Below are 25,452 nucleotides of genomic sequence, written 5' to 3' on the forward strand. Positions count from 1 at the left end.
GCCTCAAAAGGACGGATATGCAGTCAGAAGATAATAGGGTTTGCCGTTAAACATTTTACGGTGCAAAACAATCCTGACAGCATAAGCTTCCAGACGGGTTGTACTACTCTGCCTGAAACCATAACCGACTACGGTCCGGGCCTGCCAGGTTAATTCCAGTATGCTTTCGCTTTTGGCTGCAGCCCAATACATGATCTTCCAGCGGTTCGCTTTCAAGCCAGCGCTGATGAATCGTTCTGCTTGCTCTATATTAACAAACGAGCTCGCAAGAGGTGTCTTTGGACTTCGTGCAAGACGTGCGAGTAAATCTGCTTCAGGAATGTTTACATGCTTAGCGATAGTATGTCCGCCAGCCTTAATACCTCTGACGGCTTCATGCTCCGCCAGCTTTAACTTACCGAATCGGACAGAGGCGACGCGTGCTGCGCCGGCAGCAAACGCAAACGCCATAGGTACAGAAATATCTACAGTTAAACCTATATTCATTGCAGTCTTATCATCAGCGCCAAGCTTTTGAGCCGTCGCTGATGCAACCTGGAAAGTTGCTGTACGCGTATTTCTGCCAGTCAGTATCTGATTAGCAGCCGCATTAATAGTATCAAGGCTGTATGCACCAACAACAACACATGCCGCTTTTGTCAATCCAGATGGATCTGGCGCGATACACAGCGCGGTTGCTCCGGTTAATTCCAGCGTTCCTAATGCAAGATTCAGCCCACCATACAATCGGTTACTGAGCGTTTCTCCTTCAGTTACCGTTTTATCCGAAATAACAGCGGTGAGCTGAACCGGGGACATCATGATTTTTATGCCATCATCCATAATGAAACCTCATTTGACCATTAGATACACAGCCGGATTGTATCGATCTTTCAGGTTTCAGATCCAACCAAAGTCAGAAAACATATTGACATAAAACTATTCATAAATGATTTCGGATGACGGGTAAAAATAATATTTTATAATTTTCATAATCTTAAATTATTGATCGTGAAGAACGGTGTCAGGCAGAGAGCTATCAGCTTTAAGTGTTTTTGAGGCAGGCATCACTATTTACTGGCATAAAAAAAGCCGCTCATCAGCGGCTTTTTTTGCAGAGATCGTCAATCTCTTCGGGTTCCGGTTCCGGCACGGCGGTGCAGTTACTGGTATCGCGCTTTTTCAGCTCATTCAGCGCATCGGCGACGGTGCGTTTTGCCAGCACATCCAGTGACGCCTGCTCGGCTTCATCGGCTATCGATTTAAAGTACCAGCAGAGGTTAGCACTGACCAGACAGCGCGGAGCGACGTCGGGACGCGCAGCCCAGATTTTTTTATCCTCAATGACGGAGACATAGATATCCTTGAGGGTAATTTCCGCAGCCGGACGGCCCAGATGAATCGAGCCGGTACGGCCCAGCGTGGAGACGATAATGCCATCACGGGTCAGCGGGACCATCAATTTTCGTATGAAACTGGGATTCGCTTCCAGCCCGTAGGCCAGAATCGCGCTGGTAGAGCGTTTTCCCATTTGCTCCGCCATCGCTACGCTCAGAACCATTTGCAAAGCTGTCGGGAAGCGGTAATCAAGCATTTATTTATCCTGAGTTGCGGTGCATCTTCTTGTTTTATTGCCGCATAAATGAACAATCAATGAGCAATAAATATAACAAACACTGTTGCTTTTTTGAAGCAAACCGGCAGTCACAAGGCACGTATTCACCAAAGGCAGAGGCCCGATAGCACAAGCTGCTTAGCCTGTTTACTGCCCTGTTCCGGCAGAATCTGGAGCCGCACGCCTTCACGCAGAACGGGTCGATGCCGCCGGTAATTGCTGCTTCAGCGCTATCACCAGTACCACGTTAAAGATTGCCAGGCCGCAAAGCAACCACAGCGTCGCCGTTGCGCCCATGCTTTCAAAGACATATCCGCCAATCAGCGGCGTCATTGCCTGCCCCATCAATGCCGGGCGCGCCATCTTACCCATCACAATGGCGTAAGACTCTGGTTTGACCATCGCCAGCGGTAAAGTTCCACGCACGATGGCACGTAGGCCATTTCCTGCGCCATAAAGCACCATACTCAGCAGCGCCATCTGCGGCATTAATGCCAGCAACAGCAGGCCCAGCGCCACCAGCCCGACAGAAAAAAAGGCGGTACGGATAGGATGGCTGCGTTTAAAAGCGACATCGACAATACGGGAGCCCACCTGACACGGGCCGATCACGGCGCTGATCGCCAGCGCCGAAGCCAGCGTGTGACCACTCGCCTGCAACAGCGTAATAAGCTGCACTGAAACGGCGGTCATGATCACTGAAGCCAGAGTAAAAATGGCGCAGAGCAGCCAGAACAGCGCTGGCGCGATCTCTGCCGTAGCCGGCTGCGCCGGACGCTTTTTTAATGACCGGGTGAGATGACCGGCAGGCAAGGCAAAGAGATAAGCAGGCAGCACGCACGCCACCATCAGCGCAGCAACGATCAGCGAGGCGTCACGCCAGCCAAAACCGTGGATAAGCAGAGCCGTTCCCGGCCAGGCCAGCGTGGTGCAGAAACCGGAAATCAGCGTGATCCCGGTGATGGCAGCCCGAGCCTGACCGCCATAGCAGGTGCCCAGCGTGGCAAACAGTGCATCATACAGGCCCATCGCCATACCCACGCCGATAATGACCCAGGCAAACAGAAACAGTGGCAACGCGTGGCTGAGCGCCATGATGACCAGCCCCACCGCCATCACCAGCCCACTGAGTGCCAGCAGGAGACGGCCACCGGTACGGGCTATGATTCTGCCTGCCAGCGGTGACAGCAGGCCCGACACCAGAATCCCGAGCGACAGCGCACCGTAAATCCACTGCTGGGACCAGCCTGTCTCAGCCGCGATGGGATTTGCCATCACCGCCATCAGGTAGAACGAGCCTCCCCAGGAAAGGATCTGCACACAGCCCAGGGTAAAAATGGCGGCGATGCCCGGTTTTATGTTCTGATTCACATCGACTCTCTTCGTTAGCAGGCAAACCGTTTTATATCATGTTCCGCAGGCAGCCTGCATGCATCACGCACTTCTGACCTGATGACCGGCAGTCTGCACGTTTTTGTATAGCTGATTTGACGTATGTTGTAACTATATGGCGCTTGCAACTGCCGCTGGCTTCTGCCACATTGTGGACGTTGTAACTATGGAGGCTCATCATGACGCGCTACGACTTAGTGGCTGATATGCATCAATGTGTTAACGACCTGGAGCAGGCGCTGGGTGAACTGCGGGAGCAGATTGAAGCGCAGCCGCTGCTGATCGCCCGCGTTTTCAGCCTGCCGCCGGTGGTGAAAGGTCGCGAGCATGACGCGATATCCCGCATTGCCGTTGAGCAGCATCTGGGCGACAGCGCGCGGAAGATGGCGCTCGACCACTACTGCCGCCTCTTTATGCAGCATCAGTCAGAGCAGCTGAGTACCAAGGCCGCCGTGCGTCTGCCCGGTGCCCTCTGCATTGAATGCGATGCAGAACGGGAAGCGGAGATCGGCGCGCTGGTCGATTTCATTAACCAGCTGAAAGCCCGGCTGGAGCAGCTGATTACGGTGGATTCCGGCCTGCCGAGTGAGGCGCGATTCGAGTTCGTTCACCAGCATCTGCGCGGGCTGATTACCCTGAATGCCTATCGCACCATCACCCTGCTCAGCGCCCCGGACAGTCTGCGGTTTGGCTGGGCCAACAAACACATCATCAAAAATCTTAAGCGCGAAGAGGTCATTGCCCAGCTGGAAAAAAGCCTGAAGGCGGGACGCGCGCAGGCTCCGTGGTCGCGCGAACAGTGGGCGGAGAAAGTGCAGGAGGAGCTGGCCAGCGTGCGCGCCCTGCCCGCTTCAGCCCGCCTGAAGATTAAGCGTCCGGTTAAAGTCCAGCCGGTGGCGCGCGTCTGGCGCGCAGAGGAGAAAAAGCAGACTCAGCTGGCATGCCCGTCACCGATTCTGGTGATCTGCCGCGATCGCAGTCAGGTTCCGGTAGTGGGCGAGTTGCTCAACTATGACGCCGATAACATTACCTATCGTCATAAACCGGCCGCTGAGCCGCTCAATCTGCTGATCCCCCGGCTGCACCTCTGGGTTGACTGCCCGGTTTAACAGAGAGGCCGGAACGAACCGGCCTCATCGCGCATCACGTTACGACTTCATGCTGCCAACCATCTCTTCCGGCCGCACCCAGGCGTCAAACTCCTCTTCGGTGAGATAGCCGAGCTTCAGCGCTGAGCCTTTCAGGGTCAGCCCCTCTTTATGCGCCTTTTTGGCAATTTCGGCCGCTTTGTCATACCCGATATGGGTATTGAGCGCGGTCACCAGCATCAGTGATTCGTTGAGCAGCTGATCGATTCGCTCGCGCACCGGTTCAATGCCGATCGCACAGTGATGGTTGAAGCTGTCCATGCCATCCGCCAGCAGGCGAATCGACTGCAGGAAGTTATGGATAACCATCGGACGGAAAACGTTCAGCTCGAAGTTACCGGATGCGCCGCCCATGTTGATCGCGACGTCATTGCCCATCACCTGACAGCAGAGCATGGTCATCGCTTCGCACTGCGTCGGGTTCACTTTGCCCGGCATGATTGAGCTGCCAGGTTCATTTTCCGGAATAGCGATTTCCCCGATGCCGCAGCGCGGGCCGGACGAGAGCCAGCGAACGTCGTTGGCGATTTTCATCAGGGACGCGGCCAGACCTTTCAGCGCGCCGTGCGCATGCACCAGCGCATCACAGGTGGCCAGTGCCTCAAACTTGTTAGGGGCCGTAACAAACGGCTGCTGTGTCAGTTCGGCCAGCGCCTTCGCCACGCGCACCGCATATTCCGGGTGCGTGTTGAGGCCGGTGCCGACGGCGGTTCCGCCCAGCGCCAGTTCTGCCACGTGCGGAATGCTCTGCTCGATATGCTTCAGGTTGTGCTCCAGCATCGCTACCCAGCCCGAGATCTCCTGCCCCAGGGTCAGCGGCGTGGCATCCTGCAGGTGGGTACGGCCAATCTTAACGATATCTTTGAAGGCGTCGGACTTCTGGCTCAGGGTAGCTTTCAGCACGTGGATCTGCGGGATCAGCTGTTCGCGCAGGGCGATCACGGCGGCAACGTGCATGGCGGTCGGGAAAACGTCGTTGGAGCTCTGGCTCTTGTTCACATCATCATTGGGATGGACCAGGCGCGACATCCCCCGCTCCCCGCCGAGGATCTCACTGGCGCGGTTCGCCAGCACTTCATTCATGTTCATATTGGTCTGGGTGCCGGACCCGGTCTGCCAGATTGCCAGCGGAAACTCATCACCATGTTTGTCAGCCAGCACCTCATCTGCCGCGCTGACAATCGCGTCCGCGCGGTCAGCAGGCAGCAGCCCCAGATCCCGGTTAACGCTTGCCGCGGCGCGCTTGGTCAGCGCCAGAGCATGAACCAGTGCCGTCGGCATCTTTTCGGTTGAAATGCGAAAGTGTTCCAGCGAGCGCTGCGTCTGCGCGCCCCACAGTTTGTCTGCCGGTACGTCGATGGGACCCATTGAATCTTTCTCAATGCGGTTGGCTGCCATGAATACGTCTCCTTAGCTTTAGTTTTAAAAATGACCGCCCGGCCGCGCTTCGCGTCTGGCACCAGGGCGTTCAGGATAGTAATACACAATAATTTAACATTATCAGAGCTTAGCGTCCTTTTGCGCTGGATATGTATTTTTACCGGCGGTTTCTGCTTTAATACCGGCAATCATTTCCCGTGAGAAAGGGTTAAACGATGCAAAAAATGAACAACTCGCTGCAGAATTACGCGTGGGGCAGTAAAACGGCGCTGACGGCGCTCTACGGTATCGCGAATCCTGAGGGTCTGCCGATGGCGGAACTCTGGATGGGTGCACACCCGAAAAGTCCCTCTGCCGTCATGGATCAGGGCCGCGAACGTTCGCTGCGCGACGTGATTGATGCTGCGCCTGACGCCATGCTGGGCGAGGCGGTGGCACAGCGTTTTGGTGAGTTACCCTTCCTGTTCAAGGTGCTGTGCGCCGACCAGCCGCTCTCCATTCAGGTTCATCCCAGCAAACACGCCGCGGAAGCGGGCTTTGCCCGTGAGAACGCGGCGGGTATTCCACTGACGGCCGCCGAGCGCAATTACAAAGATGCTAACCATAAGCCGGAGCTGGTCTTTGCGCTGACCCCATTTCAGGCGATGAACGGTTTTCGTCCGATGACGGAGATGGTTTCCCTGCTGGAGCCGGTGGCGGGCGCACATCCGCAGATTGCCCACTTCCTGCAGCATCCCGACAAGGAGACGCTGGTCACCCTCTTCCGGACGCTGCTCTCTCTGGAGGGGGACGCCAAATCGCTGGCGCTGGGCGTGCTGAAATCCGCACTTGACGCACAACAGGGTGAGCCCTGGCAGACCCTCCGCGTTATCGCGGCGGAATACCCGGACGACAGCGGACTGTTTTCCCCGCTGCTGCTGAATGTGATTACCCTGCAGCCGGGCGAAGCGATGTTCCTCTATGCCGAAACTCCGCATGCCTATCTTAACGGCGTGGCGCTGGAGGTGATGGCGAACTCGGATAACGTTTTACGCGCCGGGTTGACCCCGAAATATATCGATATTGCTGAGCTGATGGCGAACCTGAAATTTGAGGAGAAGCCTGCCAGCGCGCTACTGACCCAGCCGGTCCAGCAGGGTAACGCGCTGCGCTTCCCAATCCCGGTGGAAGATTTTGCCTTTGCCATTCATACCCTGAGTACAGAACCGCAGCCGCTGGCACAGCAGAGCGCCGCGGTGCTGTTCTGTATTGAAGGTCAGGCCGTGATCGCCAGCGCTGCGCAGCAGCTGACCCTGAAGCCGGGCGAATCATGCTTTATTGCGGCCAGCGAATCGCCGGTTACGGTCGCCGGAACGGGCCGGCTGGCGCGGGTATTTAACGAGTTGGGGTGAAGCGGCTGACGGCATCGCGGTTAACTGCTATTATTTCAATCTATTAGCGCTAAACGCCTGCGGGCGTTTTTCTTCGGTCGTCGGGGTTAACCTGCGGCATAAGCGGACTCAAGGATAAGGACGAATCAGCAATGAAAAAGACCAATGTTGCCGTAGGTGTCATCATCGCACTGGGCGTGATCTGGACAGGCGCGGCATGGTTCACCGGCAAGCAAATCGAAAGTCACAGGGATGAGCTGGTACAGAATGCCAATGCTCAGCTGAATGCTTATGCCCCAAACAGCCGACTGAAGATCAGCTATCAGGATTACCAGCGCGGCGTGTTCAGCAGCAAAGTAAACCTGGTGGTGCAGGCTGACTCGCAGACGGAAGATAATCCCCTGCTGAAGCCGGGTCAGAGCGTTATCCTGAATGAAACCATCGACCATGGCCCCTTCCCGTTCGCTCAGCTGAAGCACTTCAATCTGATCCCGAGCATGGCGTCGGTGCATACCGAACTGGCTAACACCGATGCGGTGAAGAAGCTGTTTGAGCTGACCGGCAACAAGTCGCTGATTAATGCAGACACCCGCATTGGCTACAGCGGTGCCACCGATACGGCGCTGCGCATACTGCCCGTGGATTATCAGAATGCACAAACCGGTGAGCGTCTGGCGACCAATGGCGGAACCTTCAATGTCAGCGCGGACAACAAAGGCGATAAAGTCTCGCTGGACAGTGACGTCGATAGCCTGGCACTGACCACGAAAAATGAGATGGGCCAGCCGGTTCTGTTTACCGTCAATGGACTGAAACTGAGCGGGAATACGCACCTCAGCCCGGAAGGCGTGCGGATCGGTGACCAGGCGGTGGATATTGAGAAGGTCAATGCCAGCATCAACGGTCAGGACGCTCTGACACTTCACAGGATGAAAGGCAGCTCCTCTTTCGATAACAGCAACGGCAAGATTGGCGGCAATATCGATTATAAAGTGGAAAGCGTGCAGCTCCAGAAGCAGGACTTTGGTCAGGCGGCGCTGAAGATGAAGCTGTCACAGTTTGATGCGCAGGCGGTGAAAGCCTTCTCCGATCGTTACAATGCGCAGATGCAGACGTTGCTGAATCAGCCGGGGATTACCGAGGACCCGATGCGTTATCAGGCGGGCGTCCATCAGATTCTGATGAGCAATCTGCCCCTGCTGCTGAAGGGCTCGCCTTCTGTCAGCATCGCGCCACTGAGCTGGAAAAATGATAAAGGCGAGAGCACCTTTAACCTGACGGCGAATTTCAACGATCCGTCGACCGTGACCGGCGAAGCGCAGAGTCTCAGCGCGATGGTGGATCGGGTGCTGAAAACCCTGGACAGCAAGCTGACCATCAATATGCCCATGGCGACTGAAACCATGCATAAAGTGGGTCTGGCCGAAGGTTATCAGGCGGATGACGCGCAGAAGCTGGCCGATCAGCAGGTGAAAGGTCTGGCAGCCATGGGGCAGATGTTCCGTCTTACTCAGCAGCAGGATAACAATATCGTGACCAGCCTGCAGTACGCTAACGGCCAGGTGAACATGAACGGCGATAAGATGACGCTGGAACAGTTCCTCTCCCGCTATATGCTGGGCATGCCAACCAGCGAAGGGATGCCCCAGTAATTTTCTGAGCCCCTTTAAGGCGACCTTCGGGTCGCCTTTTTTATGCCTGAAGGCCCCGGCCCCCTCGTTTAACGCCGGTAGTGCGTAATTAAGCAGCATCCGGCGCCGCTGTTGCGCAAATAACTGGCGTGGTTGCGCAAGATATTTTTATAATGCTCTGCACTTCACCGACAACTCAGCGAGTGCGCCATGATCGATTCTAAAATTCCTCTGACTGACATTCATCGCCACCTTGATGGCAACATTCGTGCACAAACCATTCTCGATTTAGGCCGCCAGTTTAACCTTGCCCTGCCCGCCTCAACGCTGGAGACCCTGCGCCCGCATGTGCAGGTTGGCGAGAATGAACCCGATCTGGTGAGCTTTCTGCAAAAGCTCGACTGGGGCGTGAAAGTGCTGGGCGACCTGGATGCCTGCCGCCGGATTGCGCAGGAGAATGTGGAAGATGCGGCCCGTGCGGGCATTCATTATGCGGAACTGCGCTTCTCGCCAGGCTATATGGCGATGACCCACAATCTGCCGATTGCCGGCGTGGTTGAAGCGGTGATCGACGGCGTGCGTGCAGGCCGTCAGCAACATGATGTTGATGTGCGCCTGATTGGCATCATGAGCCGCACTTTTGGCGAAGAGGCCTGCCTGAGTGAACTGGATGGTCTGTTGGCCCATCGCGATCACATCACGGCGGTCGATCTGGCGGGTGATGAGCTGGGCTTCCCGGGCAGTGAGTTTCTGAGCCACTTTAATCAGGCGCGCGACGCCGGTTTCCGCGTCACGGTGCATGCCGGTGAAGCGGCCGGCCCGGAGAGCATCTGGCAGGCGATTCGGGAGCTGGGCGCGGAGCGTATCGGCCACGGCGTGAAAGCCATTGAAGATCGTGCGCTGATGGATTTCCTCGCGGAGCATCATATCGGCATTGAATCCTGCCTGACCTCCAATATTCAGACCAGCACCGTGTCGTCACTGGCACAGCATCCGCTGAAGACGTTCCTGGAGCATGGCATTCTGGCGACCATCAACACCGATGACCCGGCGGTTCAGGGGATCGAGCTCGCCCACGAGTATCATCATGCCGCCCCGGCAGCGGGACTGAGCGCCGCACAGATCCGTCAGGCGCAGGAAAACGGTCTGACGATTGCGTTCCTCAGCGAAGCAGAGAAAGCGGCTATCCGCGCCCGCGTGCAGTAATCTGCCTGTAAGCCATAAAAAACGGGCCGGAAATCCGGCCCGTTTTCAGTGCTGCGTCACACGCTGCGGATCAGACGCGCTTCAGCGACATCGTCTGGCGCTTCTCGGCGGATTGCAGACCCAGTTCGATCAACTCCATCACCTGAATCGCCTCTTCCGCGGTGACCGGATTGTTTCCGCGTCCGGCGATCGCATCCCGGATGCCCGCATAATAGGCCGGATAATTTCCCGGCTGAGTCAGCTGGGTGGTTTCCGTCAGAGCATCGCCCTCGACCAGCGTCAGGGTGCCATCGCGCATGTCATAACCCCAATCCTCCTGTGGCGGGAAGTTCCCCGACTTCAGACGATCTTCCTGCGGGTCCAGACCATATTTGATGTAACTGCCTTGCGTGCCGTGAACGGTATAGCGGGCGGATTCCGCTGCCACCAGCATGCTGGCGTGTAACACCACCCGACGCTGCGGATAGGTCAGCGTGGCGTGGAAGTAGTCTGTGGTCTGCGCGCCCGGACGCATCTCTGCCAGGTCAACGTTGATGGCGACCGGCGGACCAAACAGCTGCAGCGCCTGATCCAGCAGGTGCGGCCCCAGGTCATACCAGATGCCGCTGCCTGCGCCTTTCATTTCGCGCCAGCGGTTGCGCACTTCCAGACGGAAGCGGTCAAAATGCGACTCGAAGTAGCGCACCTCGCCCAGCGTGCCTGCCTCCAGCAGGGATTTCAGCGTCAGAAAGTCGCTGTCCCAGCGGCGGTTGTGGAACACGGAGAGCAGCAGCCCTTTGGCTTTCGCCAGCGCATCCAGCTCGCGCGCCTGTGACAACGTCACGGTAAAGGGCTTATCCACGACGACATGCTTACCGGCATTCAGCGCCGCTTTCGCCAGTGGAAAATGCGTGTCGTTCGGGGTAGGAATCACAATTAACTGCAGGGTCGGGTCGTCCAGCAGTGCCTGAGGATCGGACACGACCTGAACGGCGGGCCAGTCGGCGTGGACTTTGCTGGCGTCGCTACTGGAGATGGCGGCCAGCTCAACGTCCGGCGTTCCCGCGATCAGCGGGGCGTGAAACGTTTTACTGGCAAAACCGTAGCCGATCAGACCAACACGTAATTTATCGCTCATTTTGGTTCCTCGTTGTCGCTAACCTGATTGATTTAAGACCATTAACCAGGTGAGAACAAGGCGGAATTCCCCGAAAAAACTAAGAGATAGCACTTCGGGCCAGCGGCCAGGCGGTCTGGGCGGCCAGGCTGTCGTGTGCATCCTGATTGCGGCGGCGGAAATCGCTGGGACTGACGCCGACCCGCTTGCGGAATACCCGGGAGAAGTAAAGCTGGTCGTCGTAGCCCACTTCACGGCCGACCGAAGCGATTGGCTCCTGGGTGGTCTGCAGCAGCAGTTTTGCACGGATGACCCGCTGATCTTCACGCCAGCGCAGCAGGTTAACGCCCATCTGCTCGCGGAACAGGTGCGCCAGCCGCGACGGTGACAGACAGACGTGGCGCGCCACCTCCTCTATCCTGACCTCGCTGGCGAGATGATTGGTGACATACTGGCAGGCTTCAATGACGCGCGGATCGCGGATTAACTGATGGCTGCGCGGATCTTCTTCTACCGCACGCAGCAGCAGCCGTTCCAGCAGGTTCATCGCCAGCTCTTCAGCAAAGCGGCGGCCGGAGTTATGTGTCTGTTCGATACTGGCAAACAGGCGGTCGAACTCACCGCGCAGCGACTCCGGCAGCAGCAGGCGGCCGACGCCCTCCTGCTCATCCTGCCAGCGCAGCCAGTCGTGCCAGTAGGCGCGAGGACGGAAGTAAACCCAGCGATGGAACCACTGCGGGCTATCCGGTGCGCGGCCATAATAGTGGGCGGTCTTAGGCTGAAACAGCAGCATTTCGCCGGGCTCGCAGTCAAAGGCCCGCTCGCCATCAAACACCCGCCCTTTTCCTTTAATGGTGAGATTCAGAATGTAACCTTTCATGCCGTGCGGGCGATCGATAAAGAAGTCGAGCGGTCCTTCTGCGGTGATGGGCGTCAGCCCTGCCACCAGCCAGGCATTGAATGAATAGCCGGGCAACAGGGGGTTTTGCTGCCCGGCCGGTAATTCGCGGTGATACATAGCGTCCTCACTCAGTCTGTTATTGTTCAGATAGCCCGCAGAGGCGTCAGCGTCTGCGGGCCAACGGCTCGCGCAATCAGGCTTTTTTCTGTTTGTAACGGTCGAATATCACCGCAGCTAACAGTATCAGACCGCGCACCACATACTGTGAGAATGGCGAGATATTCAGTAAATTCATTGCATTCTCAACGGTGCCGAGGATCAGGACGCCCGCCACCACGTAGGAGATTTTACCGATGCCGCCCTTCAGCGATACGCCACCCAGAACACAGGCGGAGATCACCACCAGCTCATAGCCGATGGAGGTCATGGGCTGGCCGCTGGTCATACGCGATGCCAGGATGATGCCCGCCGCCGCCGACACCAGGCCGGAGAGAACAAAGATAATGATGCGGGTCCGCACCACCGGCACACCCGCCAGCCGCGCCGCCTCTTCATTGCCACCGATCGCCAGGGTGTTGCGACCAAAGGTGGTTTTGTTGAGCAGGAAGCCGAAGATCAGCATCGTGGCCAGGGTCAGCCAGATTGGGGCCGGCACGCCAAACCAGTTCGCAAAGCCCAGTTCAAAGAAGCGCTCATCTTCAATGCCGACCGCCTTACCGTCAGAGAAGATGTAGGCCAGACCGCGCACGATCTGCATGGTGGCCAGCGTGGTGATCAGCGCATTGATTTTAAGACGGGCAATCACAAAGCCGTTGATAAAGCCGGTGATCATGCCGAGCACCAGACCGGCGGCAACGCCAATCCACAGGCTTTCGGTCATGTTGATCACCACCGCGGTAACCACCCCTGCGCAGGCGATCACCGAAGCGACCGAGAGATCAAAATCGCCGGAAGCCAGACAGAAAAGCATGCCGCAGGCGACCATGCCCGACATCGACATCGCCAGGCCCAGGCCTTTCATATTGATAAACGAGCCGAAGTTCGGCACAAAGATCGCACAGACAATAAACAGCAGTGCAAATACCACCAGCATGCCGAAGTTGTCCCAGATGCGACCTAACTGCAGGCCGCCGCGTGATGCAGGCTGCGGCGTATTTGAGGTCGTGGATGAAGCCATGATGATCTCCTGTCAGGCCACGGCGGCCGCTTGAGTGGTTTTGGGCATGGCCAGGCTCAGCGTCTGCTGCTCCGTGGCGTCGTCGTGCAGCAGTTCACCGGCGATAGCACCTTCGCGCATCACCACAATCCGGTCGGCCAGGCCCATCACCTCCGGCAGGTCACTGGAGGCGAACAGCACCGCAATGCCCCGGTTCGCCAGCTGATAAATCAGGTTATAGATTTCATGCTTGGCGCCGACATCGATACCGCGCGTCGGCTCATCGAGCAGGATCACTTTCATCTCCTCGGAGAGCCAGCGCCCCAGGATCGCCTTCTGCTGGTTCCCGCCGGAAAGGTTCATGATCAGCTGATCGGCGCTGGGCGTTTTAATGTTGAGTGAGCGGATATGGCTGTCGGCGTTTTTGCTTTCCCAGCCATTTTTAATCAGGCATCCGGCGGTCAGGTTGTGGCGACGGGCGCTGATGTTGATGTTGTCACGCACCGAGTGCACTGGGATGATGCCTTCGGCTTTGCGATCTTCCGGACAGAGCATGATCCCCGCCCGGATGGCGTCGATCGGCTCGCGCAGCGGCAGCGGTTTGCCATCCAGGATCACCTGACCCCCGCGCAGACGGGTGCCGCCAAACAAGCCTTTCAGCAGTTCGCTGCGTCCCGCGCCGACCAGACCAAACAGCCCGACAATTTCCCCGGCATGGACTTTCAGTGAAATCGGTGTCCGCACGCCCTTCGCTTCGACGCGATCCAGCTCCAGCCGCACCGCACCCACAGGCCGTGGCGCATAGCCATAAATATCGCCGAGGTTACGGCCCACCATCGCCTGCACCAGATCGTCGTGATGGGTATTGGCCATATCCGTAAAGGTGCGCACATACCGGCCATCTTTGAAGACGGTGATGGCGTCGCTGAGGGCAAAAATTTCCTCCATGCGATGCGACACATAGAGCACCACCCGGCCCTCCTGGCGGAGCTGGCGGATGACGCGGAACAGGTTGTCGATTTCACGCGCCGACAGTGAACTGGTCGGCTCATCAAAGGCGATAATACGCGCGTTGCGCGCCAGCGCTTTGGCAATCTCCACCATCTGCCACTGTCCCAGCGACAGATATTTCAGCGGCATATCGGGGTCGATATCCATGCCGAGATTTTTCAGTTGCAGGCCGGCTTCGTAACGCATCAGCCGGCGGTTGACCAGCCCATGTTTGTGCGGGATCTGACCGAGATAGATGTTCTCCGCCACGCTCATTTCCGGCACCAGATGGAGCTCCTGGTAAATAATGGCCACGCCCGCATCCAGCGCATCGGTGGTGCGCTGAAAGTTCATCGGCTGGCCTTTGATCCGAATCTCACCGCCGCTCGGCTGATAACTGCCGCTGAGTATTTTTAGCAGCGTCGATTTGCCTGCGCCGTTCTCGCCCATCAGCGCATGGACTTCACCGCCCCGGCAGTCGAAGGAGATATCCTGCAGCGCTTTCACGCCAGGAAAGGTTTTACTGATGCCATGAAACGACAGAAAAGCTGAATCAGTGTTCATGTTTATCCTCACTCTTGCACGTCGCCGGCCTGTGCGGGCGGGCGACGTGAAGCAGGCTATGCAGGATGCCAGGCGGCGAAACGCCTGGCAGGCTCAGGGTTACATCAGTCCTTTTTTCGCCAGTTCAGTTTTGAAGTTGTCACGGGTGATCAGCACCACATCGGTGACCTCAGTGAATTTCGCCGGCTCTTCGCCTTTGCTCACCCAGTTGTAGAGCATCTGGCTGCTCTTATAACCATGGATATCCGGGCTTGGCAGCAGCGAGCCGTAGAAGCCGGTCGCTTTGTCTTTCGACAGTTCACTGACCGCATCCACGCCGTTAATACCGATGCCGATGACGTCAGCCGCTTTAAAGCCCTGACCTTCCGTCGCGCGCACGCCGCCCAGCACGGTGTTGTCGTTCATGCCAACAATCAGCCAGTGTTTGACCTCAGGATGCTGCACCAGCAGGGAGTTACCGGCGTCAAAGGCGCCAGGGATGTCGTTGGATTTGGTCGGAACCTGATAGATCTGAGCGGCCGGGAAGCCCGCAGCTTTGATGGCGTCCATCGATCCACCGGTACGACGGCGTGCGGTATCCAGTTCGTTGGCGGTAATCGCCATCACGCCGGTGGTTTTCACATCCCAGCCGCGCTTCTGCATCTCTTTATAAAGCTCCTGCCCCTGACGCTCGCCGATTTTGGTGGCGGCCATCATCACCAGCGGCACGGTATCCATCGGTTTGCCTTTGGCGGTCACAAACTGATCGTCTACGGCAATGACTTTCAGGCCGTAGCCCCGCGCTTTCGCCATGATGGCGGAGCCCAGCTTGGGATCGGGCGTACAGATGACGAAGCCTTTCGCGCCGTTTGCAGCAAGGCTGTCGATAGCATTCAGGGTTTTTTCACCATCCGGGACGGCAATTTTGATGACGTCGAAGCCGAGATCTTTGCCGGCTTTATCGGCAAATTTCCATTCCGTCTGGAACCAGGGTTCTTCTGGTTGCTTGACTAAAAAACCCAGCTTCATGGTCTCGGCGATAGCGGATTGTGACATAACCGCTGCCAGGCCGATGGCCGCGAATGCTTTAGTGAATTTATGCATGATGCTCTCCGGTACCAGGTTATTTTTCGCTGCTCATAACGAATCGGTGTAAGCGCTACCAGTTGGTCTTATTTTGAGGGTACAGCCATAAATCAGTGCGTTAGGTTGCTATGTGTTGTCAGCCTGTCCAGACGCTGGGCTAGTTTTAGCGGTATTGGCGGAGAAAAATGTAGAGCGGTATCACATCTTAAAATCACGACAAAATGATCCATATATTCAGCAAATTTAACCGGAGCTTAACTTTTGCAATGGATCACAAAATCACTGCCGATGGCAGGAAAGTGCATATTGTCAGCCAGCCATGACTAACTGTTCCGGCGCGCCGAACCCAGGATACAGGAGTTAACTAACTACAGGAGATTCCGATGCGTGCTGGAGCCATCACCCTTGGGCTGGACTTTGGTAGTGATTCGGTGCGTGCGCTGGCCGTCGATTGTCACAGCGGCAGCGAGCTGCAGAGTGCGGTGTGTAGCTACCCGCGCTGGCAGCAGGGTCTGTACAGCGATCCGCACACCAATCGTTTTCGTCACCATCCACAGGATTACATCGACGCCATGGAGCAGGCGCTGCTCGGCGTACTGAACGCCCTGAGCGAAGATCAGCGCAAGGCCGTCGTCGGCATTGGCGTCGACAGCACTGGTTCGACTCCGGCGCCCATCGATCGCGACGGCAATGTACTGGCGCTGCGCCCGGAGTTCGCCGACAACCCCAACGCAATGTTTGTGCTGTGGAAAGATCACACCGCAATAGAAGAAGCGGAAGAGATCAATCAGCTCTGTCACAGCGGCCGTTTCACGGATTACAGCCGCTATATCGGCGGCATCTACTCCTCTGAATGGTTCTGGGCAAAAATTCTGCACGTGTCGCGGGAAGATGCGGCGGTGCGTGATGCGGCGGTCTCCTGGGTGGAGCTGTGCGACTGGGTGCCTGCCCTGTTAAGCGGCACGACCGCGCCCGACAGACTGCGCCGTGGCCGCTGCGCAGCCGGGCATAAAGCCCTGTGGCATGGCGACTGGAACGGCCTGCCGGATGTGGATTTCCTCAACGCGCTGGACCCGCTGTTAACGCAACAGCTGGACTCGCCTCTCTTCACTGAGACCTGGACCGCCGATCTGCCGGTCGGCACGCTCAGTCCGGAATGGGCGCAGCGTCTGGGGCTGACGCAGACCGTTACGCTCTCCGGTGGCGCGTTTGACTGCCATATGGGCGCGGTCGGAGGCGGTGCCAGACCTTACACCCTGGTGAAAGTGATCGGCACATCAACCTGCGACATCCTGATCGCTGACAGCGAAAAGGTCGGCGATCGCGATATCAAAGGCATCTGTGGTCAGGTGGATGGCAGCGTGATACCGGGAGCGATTGGGCTGGAGGCGGGTCAGTCCGCCTTTGGTGATATCTACGCCTGGTTCAGCCGGTTGCTGGGCTGGCCGCTGCAACAGGCGGCTGAGCGTCACCCTGAGCTGAAACCTCAGCTGGCGGAGATGCAAAAGAGTCTGATTAAAGATCTGACCGACGCCTGGGCTGCTAATCCGCAGCTCGACCATCTGCCGGTGGTGCTGGACTGGTTCAACGGTCGCCGCACGCCGAATGCCAATCAGCGGCTGAAAGGGGTGATTACCGATCTGAATCTGGGTACCGATGCCCCGGCGCTGTTTGGCGGTCTGGTCGCGGCGACAGCATTTGGTGCGCGCGCCATTATGGAGTGCTTCGAGCAGCAGCAGATCCCCGTCGAGAGCATTCTGACGCTGGGCGGCATCGCGCGCAAATCCCCGGCGATTATGCAGGCCTGCTGTGACGTGATGAACCGGCCACTGGATATTGTCGCCTCTGATGAGTGCTGTGCGCTGGGTGCGGCCATTTTCGCCGCCGTCGCTGCCGGTGTTCACGCCAGCGTTGCCGAGGCGCAGAAGGTGATGGCCAGCCCGATCGCCGTCACGCTGCAACCCGATCCGGCACGTGTCGCCCGCTATCAACAACTCTATCAACGCTATCAACAATGGTGCGTGACGGCTGAACCGCAGTACGCCGCCCGCCCCGCTTCCGCTACGAGCCTGGACCAGCAGGCGTAATTGTTGCAGGCAGTCTGGACACGGACAGCGCGGAACAAGCAGGCGTACACGGAGTACGTGAGGATCACTCGCTGTGCTCGCCCCTTCAGGGCCGCACTTCAGGGCGTTCAGGTTGCTAAAGCAGCCTGTGTGAGCACTGCCCGGGTTCAGAATGACAAATAAATTAGCCTATTAGGTAGGCGCAAAGTAAAGGAGTGGTTTTATGGAACAGTCAAACAGCTACAGCGTGTGGTTTGTCATCGGCACGCAGCACCTCTACGGGCCAGAGACGTTACGCCAGGTTGAACAGCATGCGCGTCAGATCGTCGAGGGCCTGAATCAGTCCGGGTTACCGCTGCGCCTTGAGCTTAAGCCGCTGGTGAAATCACCGGATGAAGCGCTGTCCCTGTGTCGCGACGCTAACTATGACCAGCAGTGCGCCGGCATCATTACCTGGCTGCACACGTTCTCTCCGGCCAAAATGTGGATTGGCGGCCTGAGCGTGCTGAATAAGCCTCTGCTGCAATTTCACACCCAGTTCAATGCGGAGATCCCGTGGGACAGCATGGACATGGATTTTATGAACCTGAACCAGACGGCGCACGGCGGTCGTGAGTTCGGTTTTATCGGTGCCCGCATGGGGCTGCAGCACAGCGTGGTGACCGGACACTGGCAGGATAGCGCCAGCCAGCAGCGTCTGGGCAACTGGATGCGTGCGGCCCTGGCGAAGCAGGCCAGTCAGCAGCTGAAAGTGGCGCGTTTTGGCGACAACATGCGTGAAGTGGCCGTGACCGAAGGCGATAAGGTCGCCGCACAGATTCAGTTCGGTTATTCGGTGAATGGCTGGGGCGTGGGCGATCTGGTTGAGGTGATCAATGGCGTCAGCGATGGCGATGTGAATGCGCTGATCGACGAGTACGAAAGCCTCTACCGCTTTTCCGATGTTGCCGCCGCCGGTGGTGACAAGCGGCAGAACGTGCTGGATGCGGCTCGTATCGAGCTGGGTCTGAAGCAGTTCCTTGAAGCGGAAGGCTGTCACGCCTTTACCACCAACTTCCAGACCCTGCATGGCATGACCCAGTTACCGGGTCTGGCGGTGCAGCGTTTGATGGGTCAGGGGTATGGTTTTGCGGGTGAAGGCGACTGGAAGACCGCTGCGCTGCTGCGTATTTTCAAGGTGCTGGCTGGCGATCGCAAAGGTGGCACCTCATTTATGGAGGATTACACCTATCACTTCTCACCCGGCAACGACCTGGTGCTCGGCTCGCATATGCTGGAGGTCTGTCCGTCGATCGCCATTGAAGAGAAGCCGCTGATCGATGTGCAGTTCCTGGGCATTGGTAATAAAGCTGACCCGGCAAGGATGATCTTCTCCACCCCGGCCGGTCGTGCGATTAATGCCAGCGTAATCGATATGGGCGACCGTTTCCGTCTGCTGGTGAATGTGGTCGATGCGATTGAACAGCCGAAACCGCTGCCGAAATTGCCGGTTGCCCGTGCACTCTGGAAAGCGCAGCCCTCCCTGGCGACCGCATCTGAAGCGTGGATTCTCGGGGGTGGCGCACACCATACGGTGTTCAGCCAGGCGCTGACGCTCGACGACATGTATCTGTACGGCGAGATGAACGATATCGAGGTGCTGGTGATTGATGAGCACACCCGCCTGCCTGCGTTTAAAGACGCGCTGCGCTGGAACGAGGCGTACTACCGGTTAAAGCGTTAATCACCCTGGGATATAGCCATGCTGCTTTTCGTTGTGATTAGCAGCGTTACCAGCGTGATTAAAAGGGTGACGCAGGAATCAGTTTTGCGTCACTTTTAAACAAATAGTGCTATTCAGTCGGGAATGACGGGCGTTCCGTAAAGTCGCCGTAAATACCTCCCTGTAGGCTCGGCCGCCGCATCCATGCGGCGGACGCTTTACTCCACTGCCCGCCATCCCTCCTTTTTGTAGCGCCTGAGCGAATGTTCAGACACCCAGTGCATCAACAATTGTGAATAAAACACCGAGTCAGATCCGCCTCCGACCCGTTCCTCCTGCCTCACATTCCGCTCGATTTTATTACAGCAATGATTAAGCCCGACCGGGAAGGAATGGTATGCCTGAAGAGCAAAGCGTCCGCGCCAGGGATGGCGCGGCCGATCCGCATGGATGCGGGAATCCTTTGCGATCAGGCATACCTTTCCTGACCTTGCACCTGCCATCAACAGCGACGCCTTTTTGTGCAACTAGCACACAAGCCCGTGCTTTTCAGTCGGGAATGGCGGGCGTTCCGTAAAGTCGCCGTAAATACATCCCTGCAGGCTCGGCCGCCGGACGACTCGCCTCATCCCTGAGGCTCGCCCGCAAGCGGGCCAACACTTCGCATTGTTCAAAAACGCTCCGGGCGTTTTTGTCCATGCGGCGGACGCTTTACTCCACTGCCCGCCATCCCCTCCTTTTTGTGACATCTAAGCGAATAATTCACAACTAATAGCATCTGTTGAGTAAGCAAACTCATGTGTTGGATGCTTTACTCCATTACTCTCCATTCCCTCACTCAACGCAATTTCGCACGGATTTCTCTCAGCAATGATCAAGCCCAACCGGGAAGGAATGGTATGCCTGAAGAGCAAAGCGTCCGCGCCAGGGATGGCGCGGCCGATCCGCATGGATGCGGGAATCCTTTGCGATCAGGCATACCTTTCCTGACCTTTCACCTGCCATCAACAGCGACGCCTTTTCGTGCAATTAACACACAAGCCCGTGCTTTTCAGTCGGAAATAATGGGCGCTCCGTAAAGTCGCCGTAAATACCTCCCTGTAGGCTCGGCCGCCGGACGATTCGCCTCATCCCTGAGGCTCGCCCGCAAGCGGGCCAACGCTTCGCATTGTTCAAAAACGCTCCGGGCGTTTTTGTCCATGCGGCGGACGCTTTACTCCACTGCCCATCATTCCCTCCTTTATGTGGTATTTGAGCTTGTCTTTAAAAGCTAAATACCAGGGCCGCATTCTGTAGCGTTATTCGTTATGAACTGGATGACATCGCGGCAAGGGAATACTGGTTGGGTGAGGTCGTGACAGACAAAAAATTCCGCGGCCAGGGCGTGGCAAAGGCACTGATTCAGCGGGCGATTGCACGTGCCAGACAACGGCAGATCGCTGAACTCTGGCTCTATACCCCCGATCAGCAGGCGTACTATCAGCGTTCAGGATGGCAGGCGGTGGAGCAGCGGCACATAGCCGGAGAAGAGGTGACCGTGATGGTGCTTAACCCTGCGCAGTAACGGGCGGCTCCTGTGAACCGCCCTCTCATATCAGGAACTCAATCGATTAACCGGCGCGTTCTGCTGACGATCCCAGATCACCGTCAGTAACCGCTGCAGGGCGATAAAGGCAAACAGCAGAATCCCGATGGCGATTTTGGTCCACCAGGAACTCAGCGTGCCGTCGAAATTTATCCATGTCTGAATCAGCCCCTGAATTAACACACCAAACAGCGTGCCTAACACCGTGCCGACACCGCCTGACAACAGCGTGCCGCCAATCACTACCGACGCGATCGCATCCAGCTCTACCCCCAGCCCGGCCAGCGCATAGCCTGCTGAGGTATAGATCGAAAACACAATCCCGGCCAGCGTGGCCAGCGTGGTGGAAAGCATATAGATCTTAATGGTGGTGGCGCGCGTCGACACCCCCATCAGCTGCGCCGATGTCAGATTGCCGCCGATGGCGTAAACCCGATTACCAAAGCGGGTGCGGTGCGCCAGAATAATCCCGCCCACCACTACCAGCAGCATAATCACTGCCAGCAGACTCAGGCGCCCGCCGCCCGGTATTTTCCACGCCAGACCCGACAGCGTCGTGTAAAACGGATGATCGATGGGAATCGAATTCTCGGACACCAGATAGCTGCATCCGCGCAGGAAAAACATCCCTGCTAACGTAATAATAAAAGCCGGGATCTTCAGCGCATCGATCAGCCAGCCCATCATGGCACCAAACAGCGCCCCCAGCGCCAGAATCAGCGCAAACGCAAGCAGCGGATTGAGATGAAAATCGCCAATTGCGCGCGCCAGAAAGACGCCGGTAAAGGCGATCACCGCGCCGACCGACAGATCGATACCCCCCGATAAAATCACGAAGGTCATTCCCACCGCGATAATGCCCAGAAACGCATTGTCGGTCAGAATGTTGCAAATCACCCGGGTTGAGGCAAAGCCCGGAAACTGCGTCAGGCAAAACAGGTAACCCGCCACAAACACCAGCAAGGTGATCATCAGCGGAAGATGACGTTTGATCATGTCGGCCGTCTCCGTTTCAACATCGCAATAAATCGCGGTGACTGCAGCAACAGCACGCACATCACCACCACCGCTTTCACCACCTGGTTCAGCTCAGGCGGGAAACCAGAGAGCAGAATCCCGGTATTCATCGACTGAATGATCAGCGCCCCAATCAGCGACAGCACCAGATTAAAACGACCGCCCATCAGCGAGGCTCCGCCGATCACCACAGCCAGAATCGCATCCAGCTCCAGCCATAAACCGGCGTTGTTCGCATCCGCACCGCGAATATCCGCCGCCACAATCAGCCCCGCCACGGCGGCACAGACACCACTGATCGCGTAGGTCGACATCACCACCAGCCAGCCTGTCACCCCGGCATTGCGGGCCGCGCGCAGGTTGATCCCGACCGCTTCAATGAACAGACCCAGCGCGGTCTTGCGCGTCAGCAGCCACACCGCCAGCGCCACCACCAGCGTAATCCAGACCGGCACCGGCAACATCCACAGCGCGCCGTTACCAAACCAGCCCAGACTGTCGCTGTCGAAGGTCACAATCTGCCCCTGCGTAATCAACTGGGCGATACCCCGTCCGGCCACCATCAGGATCAGCGTGGCGACAAACGGCTGAATGCGCAGCAGCGCCACCAGCACCCCGTTCCACACGCCGCAGGCCAGCCCGGTTCCCAGCGTGGCAAGGATGATAAACGGCACCCCGTGACCGGCTACGGTCAGCGTCGCGGCGGTTGCGCCGGCTATCGCCATCACCGCCCCCACGGAAAGATCGATGCCGCCGGTTGCGATCACCAGCGTCATACCAATCGCCAGCAAGGCGACGGGCGCCGCGCGGTTCAGGATATCGATCGGGCTGCCGAACAGACGACCCTCCTGCAGATGCACGGCAAAAAAGTTATTCGCCACCAGACTGTCAATTAACAGCACCAGCAGCAGCGCCGCAATCTGCGGCATCCCCTGCGGCAGCTTCAGCTTACGACGCGGCGTTTTTTCAGAAGTCATAGGAGACTCAAGCATGTTTTACTCCTCCGTCAGCGATGGCATTGACAATCGACGCGACCGAAAGCTGCTCCAGGGGGATTTCAGCCACCTGCTTCAGATCGCGCATGATCAACACCCGATCGGCATAGCCCACCAGCTCTTCGAGTTCAGAGGAGATCACCAGCAGCGCCAGACCGTCGGCGCACAGGGATTCGATTAAACGGATAATCTCGGCGTGCGCGCCCACATCAATGCCGCGCGTCGGCTCGTCGAGGATCAAAAACTGCGGTTTTGTCACCAGCCAGCGCGACAGCAGCACCTTCTGCTGGTTGCCGCCCGATAACAGCTCTACTGGCTGCTCCGCGTGCGGTGTACGGATGCCCAGACTTTTAATGAAACGGTCGGCAATCGCCTGCTGCTCGCGCTTTTTAATCGGGCGTAGCCAGCCACGCTGCGCCTGCAACGCCAGGATGATGTTTTCCCGAACCGAGGCCGCGCCAATAATCCCGTCGGTCTTACGATCCTCCGGGCAAAAACCCATTCCCAGCTGTGAGGCTCTGGCCGGGTTGGTAATGCGCTGCACTTTACCTTTGATCTTCGCCGTGCCGCGATCGGCGCGCCGGATGCCAAACAGCACTTCAGCGGTTTCGGTGCGTCCGGATCCTAACAGCCCCGCCAGCCCGACCACTTCGCCGGGGCGGACCGCCAGGTTAAAGGGTTCAATGGTGCCTTTTCTGCCGTAATCTTCAAATGAGACGACCGGCTGATTGCTGCGCAGCGTGCTGCCCTGCCGCTGCAGCGCCGTCTCCAGCAGTTCGCGTCCCAGCATCAGCTTGATCAGCTCAATCTGCGGCAGCGTGGCGGTATCGCGGGTGGCAATAAACTGCCCGTTGCGCAGCACGGTAATCCGATCGGTAATGCGGTACACCTGGTCGAGAAAGTGGGTAACAAAAATCAGGCTCATCCCGCGGGCTTTCAGCTGCGCCATCAGGGTAAAAAGCATCTCCACCTCGCTGGCGTCCAGGCTGGCCGTTGGCTCATCCAGGATCAGCACCTGCGCCGAAAGATCGACCGCCCGACAGATCGCGATAATCTGCTGCATCGCCACCGAATAGTGGCCCAGCGGACGGGTGACATCGAGCGAAAAACCGTAATTGCGCATTAGCGCATCGGCATCACGCACCATCCGGCGGCGATCGATCATACCGAAACGCCGTGGTTCACGGCCAATATAGAGGTTATCCGCCACCGACATGTTCGGCAGCATATTCACTTCCTGATAGACGGTGCCGATGCCCATCTCCTGCGCCTGCGCGGTGTTGTGCGGCGTAATCGCCTCGCCATTCAGGATGATGGTGCCGGCATCCCGGCTGTAGACGCCGGTCAGCACTTTGATCAGGGTCGATTTACCGGCACCGTTCTCACCCAGCAGCGCCATGATCTCCCCTTTGCGGATATCAAAGGAGACATTGTTCAGTGCTTTGACGCCGGGAAACCCTTTGCTGACGCCGCTGATGGACAGCAGCGGTGCTTCATTTTGCGTGGTCATTCTGCTCACTCCGCCTGGTCATAAAAAACCGCCCCACAGGGCGGTCTGCGGCTGGTCTGCGGATCAGTAGCCCATGCCTTTTTTCCTCTCCAGCTCCTTCTCAGCGTCAGCAGGCAGGAACAGTTTCGACTCGGTCTTGATCACTTTTGGCGGCAGCGTGCCATCTTTTTTGAATTTCTCCAGCGCATCAAACGCCGGGCCAGCCATGTTCGGCGTCAGCTCCACGTTGGCATTTGCCTCACCCGCCAGCATCGCTTTGTAAATATCCGGCACCCCGTCAATCGAGCCGGTCAGGATATCTTTGCCCGGTTTCAGACCCGCCTCTTTAATGGCCTGAATGGCACCGATCGCCATATCATCGTTGTGCGCATAGACCATGCAGATATTCTTGCCGTTGTTCTCCGCCTTGATGAAGCTCTCCATCACCTCTTTACCTTTACTGCGGGTAAAGTCACCGGACTGAGAACGGATCACTTTAATGTTTGGATGGTTGCTGATCGCTTCAGCAAAGCCTTTCTTGCGATCGATCGCGACGCTGGCCCCGACGGTGCCCTGCAGTTCCACCACGTTACACTGCTTGTCGCCGACGGTTTTCACCAGCCAGTCACCGATCAGCTTGCCCTCCAGCACGTTATCCGCCGTAACCACCGCCTGATAAAGCGACTTGTCTTTCACAACGATGGCCCGGTCCAGCAGATAGACCGGAATTTTGGCGTCTTTGGCTTCTTCCAGCACCGGTTCCCAGCCCGTCTGCACCACTGGCGCGATGAAGATGGCATCCACGCCCTGCGCGATGAATGAACGTACGGCCTTGATCTGATTTTCCTGTTTCTGCTGTCCGTCGGCGATTTTCAGGGTGATGCCGCGTTTTTTCGCTTCGCTTTTCGCCACATTGGTTTCCGCCGAGCGCCAGCCAGATTCTGAACCGACCTGCGAGAAGCCGACCGTCATGTCTGCCGCAAGCACCGGGCCGGTTAATGCGGCGCTGACCAGCGTGGTCAGAAGTAAACGTTTCCACATAGTTTTCATTCCTCTGAAGGGCGTTTGCTGTTTAGGGTAGAGAGCACGCTTAGCCTGGACTAAA

General features: G+C 57.4%; 19 protein-coding genes and 1 pseudogene. 7 read left to right on the forward strand and 13 right to left on the reverse strand.

What is annotated here, in order from left to right; translation table 11 throughout:
* Positions 1-3 precede the first annotated feature (3 nt).
* From HFD92_RS02555 to HFD92_RS02565, 3 genes are all read right to left on the reverse strand, one after another.
* Positions 4-822: an RNase A-like domain-containing protein gene (locus HFD92_RS02555; RefSeq protein WP_167428234.1), complete on the reverse strand. Its 819-nt coding sequence runs from the start codon at positions 820-822 to the stop codon at positions 4-6.
* A gap of 256 nt (positions 823-1,078) precedes the next feature.
* Entirely contained in the window at positions 1,079-1,573 is a 495-nt protein-coding gene (locus HFD92_RS02560; RefSeq protein ID WP_046101782.1) for an Rrf2 family transcriptional regulator, read from the reverse strand.
* Between the two features lie 207 nt (positions 1,574-1,780).
* A complete protein-coding gene (locus HFD92_RS02565; protein WP_167428235.1) occupies positions 1,781-2,965 on the reverse strand; it encodes an MFS transporter in 1,185 nt (394 codons plus the stop codon).
* A 200-nt stretch (positions 2,966-3,165) separates the two neighbouring features.
* Between HFD92_RS02565 and tus the strand changes: the two genes are divergently transcribed.
* Positions 3,166-4,095: a DNA replication terminus site-binding protein gene (tus, locus tag HFD92_RS02570; RefSeq protein ID WP_167428236.1), complete on the forward strand. Its 930-nt coding sequence runs from the start codon at positions 3,166-3,168 to the stop codon at positions 4,093-4,095.
* Between the two features lie 39 nt (positions 4,096-4,134).
* Here the strand turns inward: tus and fumC are convergent, their stop codons facing one another.
* On the reverse strand, positions 4,135-5,532 hold the full coding sequence (gene fumC, locus HFD92_RS02575; protein WP_009090312.1) for a class II fumarate hydratase: 1,398 nt from the start codon (positions 5,530-5,532) through the stop codon (positions 4,135-4,137).
* Positions 5,533-5,729: 197 nt separating this feature from the next.
* Between fumC and manA the strand changes: the two genes are divergently transcribed.
* From manA to add, 3 genes are all read left to right on the forward strand, one after another.
* Positions 5,730-6,905 (forward strand): mannose-6-phosphate isomerase, encoded by a 1,176-nt coding sequence (gene manA / locus HFD92_RS02580; RefSeq protein ID WP_167428237.1) that lies wholly within the window; start codon positions 5,730-5,732, stop codon positions 6,903-6,905.
* Positions 6,906-7,036: 131 nt separating this feature from the next.
* Positions 7,037-8,536, forward strand: a complete 1,500-nt coding sequence (locus HFD92_RS02585) for a YdgA family protein (protein WP_046101779.1) — start codon at positions 7,037-7,039, stop codon at positions 8,534-8,536.
* Between the two features lie 189 nt (positions 8,537-8,725).
* Positions 8,726-9,721 carry an adenosine deaminase gene (gene add, locus HFD92_RS02590; RefSeq protein WP_046101778.1) on the forward strand — a complete coding sequence of 332 codons (996 nt, stop codon included), beginning with the start codon at positions 8,726-8,728 and terminating at the stop codon, positions 9,719-9,721.
* Positions 9,722-9,791: 70 nt separating this feature from the next.
* On the opposite strand, the gene HFD92_RS02595 is transcribed toward add, so the two are convergent.
* From HFD92_RS02595 to HFD92_RS02615, 5 genes are all read right to left on the reverse strand, one after another.
* Positions 9,792-10,838, reverse strand: coding sequence for an oxidoreductase (locus HFD92_RS02595; protein WP_009090319.1), 1,047 nt, complete (start codon positions 10,836-10,838; stop codon positions 9,792-9,794).
* Between the two features lie 79 nt (positions 10,839-10,917).
* On the reverse strand, positions 10,918-11,835 hold the full coding sequence (gene araC / locus HFD92_RS02600; protein ID WP_009090320.1) for an arabinose operon transcriptional regulator AraC: 918 nt from the start codon (positions 11,833-11,835) through the stop codon (positions 10,918-10,920).
* Between the two features lie 76 nt (positions 11,836-11,911).
* Complete coding sequence (araH, locus tag HFD92_RS02605; protein WP_009090322.1) at positions 11,912-12,895, reverse strand: L-arabinose ABC transporter permease AraH; 984 nt, start codon at positions 12,893-12,895, stop codon at positions 11,912-11,914.
* Positions 12,896-12,907: 12 nt separating this feature from the next.
* Positions 12,908-14,428, reverse strand: coding sequence for an L-arabinose ABC transporter ATP-binding protein AraG (gene araG / locus HFD92_RS02610; RefSeq protein WP_058958391.1), 1,521 nt, complete (start codon positions 14,426-14,428; stop codon positions 12,908-12,910).
* A 99-nt stretch (positions 14,429-14,527) separates the two neighbouring features.
* Entirely contained in the window at positions 14,528-15,511 is a 984-nt protein-coding gene (locus HFD92_RS02615; RefSeq protein ID WP_009090326.1) for an arabinose ABC transporter substrate-binding protein, read from the reverse strand.
* A gap of 365 nt (positions 15,512-15,876) precedes the next feature.
* Here HFD92_RS02615 and HFD92_RS02620 point away from each other — a divergent pair, with 365 nt between their 5' ends.
* From HFD92_RS02620 to HFD92_RS02630, 3 genes and pseudogenes are all read left to right on the forward strand, one after another.
* Positions 15,877-17,580, forward strand: coding sequence for a ribulokinase (locus HFD92_RS02620; RefSeq protein WP_167428238.1), 1,704 nt, complete (start codon positions 15,877-15,879; stop codon positions 17,578-17,580).
* Positions 17,581-17,782: 202 nt separating this feature from the next.
* A complete protein-coding gene (gene araA / locus HFD92_RS02625; protein WP_167428239.1) occupies positions 17,783-19,282 on the forward strand; it encodes an L-arabinose isomerase in 1,500 nt (499 codons plus the stop codon).
* A gap of 1,255 nt (positions 19,283-20,537) precedes the next feature.
* A pseudogene (locus HFD92_RS02630) lies at positions 20,538-20,825 on the forward strand (GNAT family N-acetyltransferase); the annotation flags it as partial.
* Positions 20,826-20,855: 30 nt separating this feature from the next.
* Here the strand turns inward: HFD92_RS02630 and yjfF are convergent.
* From yjfF to ytfQ, 4 genes are all read right to left on the reverse strand, one after another.
* Complete coding sequence (gene yjfF / locus HFD92_RS02635; protein ID WP_167428240.1) at positions 20,856-21,842, reverse strand: galactofuranose ABC transporter, permease protein YjfF; 987 nt, start codon at positions 21,840-21,842, stop codon at positions 20,856-20,858.
* The gene (gene ytfT, locus HFD92_RS02640) at positions 21,839-22,855 is read right to left on the reverse strand and encodes a galactofuranose ABC transporter, ATP-binding protein YtfT (protein ID WP_009090336.1); all 1,017 of its coding nucleotides are present in this window, start codon (positions 22,853-22,855) and stop codon (positions 21,839-21,841) included. The genes yjfF and ytfT overlap by 4 nt, the downstream gene beginning before the upstream one ends.
* Positions 22,848-24,368, reverse strand: coding sequence for a sugar ABC transporter ATP-binding protein (locus tag HFD92_RS02645; RefSeq protein WP_046101773.1), 1,521 nt, complete (start codon positions 24,366-24,368; stop codon positions 22,848-22,850). The genes ytfT and HFD92_RS02645 overlap by 8 nt, the downstream gene beginning before the upstream one ends.
* 63 nt (positions 24,369-24,431) lie before the next feature.
* Positions 24,432-25,388, reverse strand: a complete 957-nt coding sequence (ytfQ, locus tag HFD92_RS02650) for a galactofuranose ABC transporter, galactofuranose-binding protein YtfQ (protein ID WP_046101772.1) — start codon at positions 25,386-25,388, stop codon at positions 24,432-24,434.
* Between the last annotated feature and the right edge of the window lie 64 nt (positions 25,389-25,452).

The organism is Pantoea sp. EKM101V, from assembly GCF_011800325.1.
GTDB lineage: Bacteria > Pseudomonadota > Gammaproteobacteria > Enterobacterales > Enterobacteriaceae > Pantoea > Pantoea anthophila.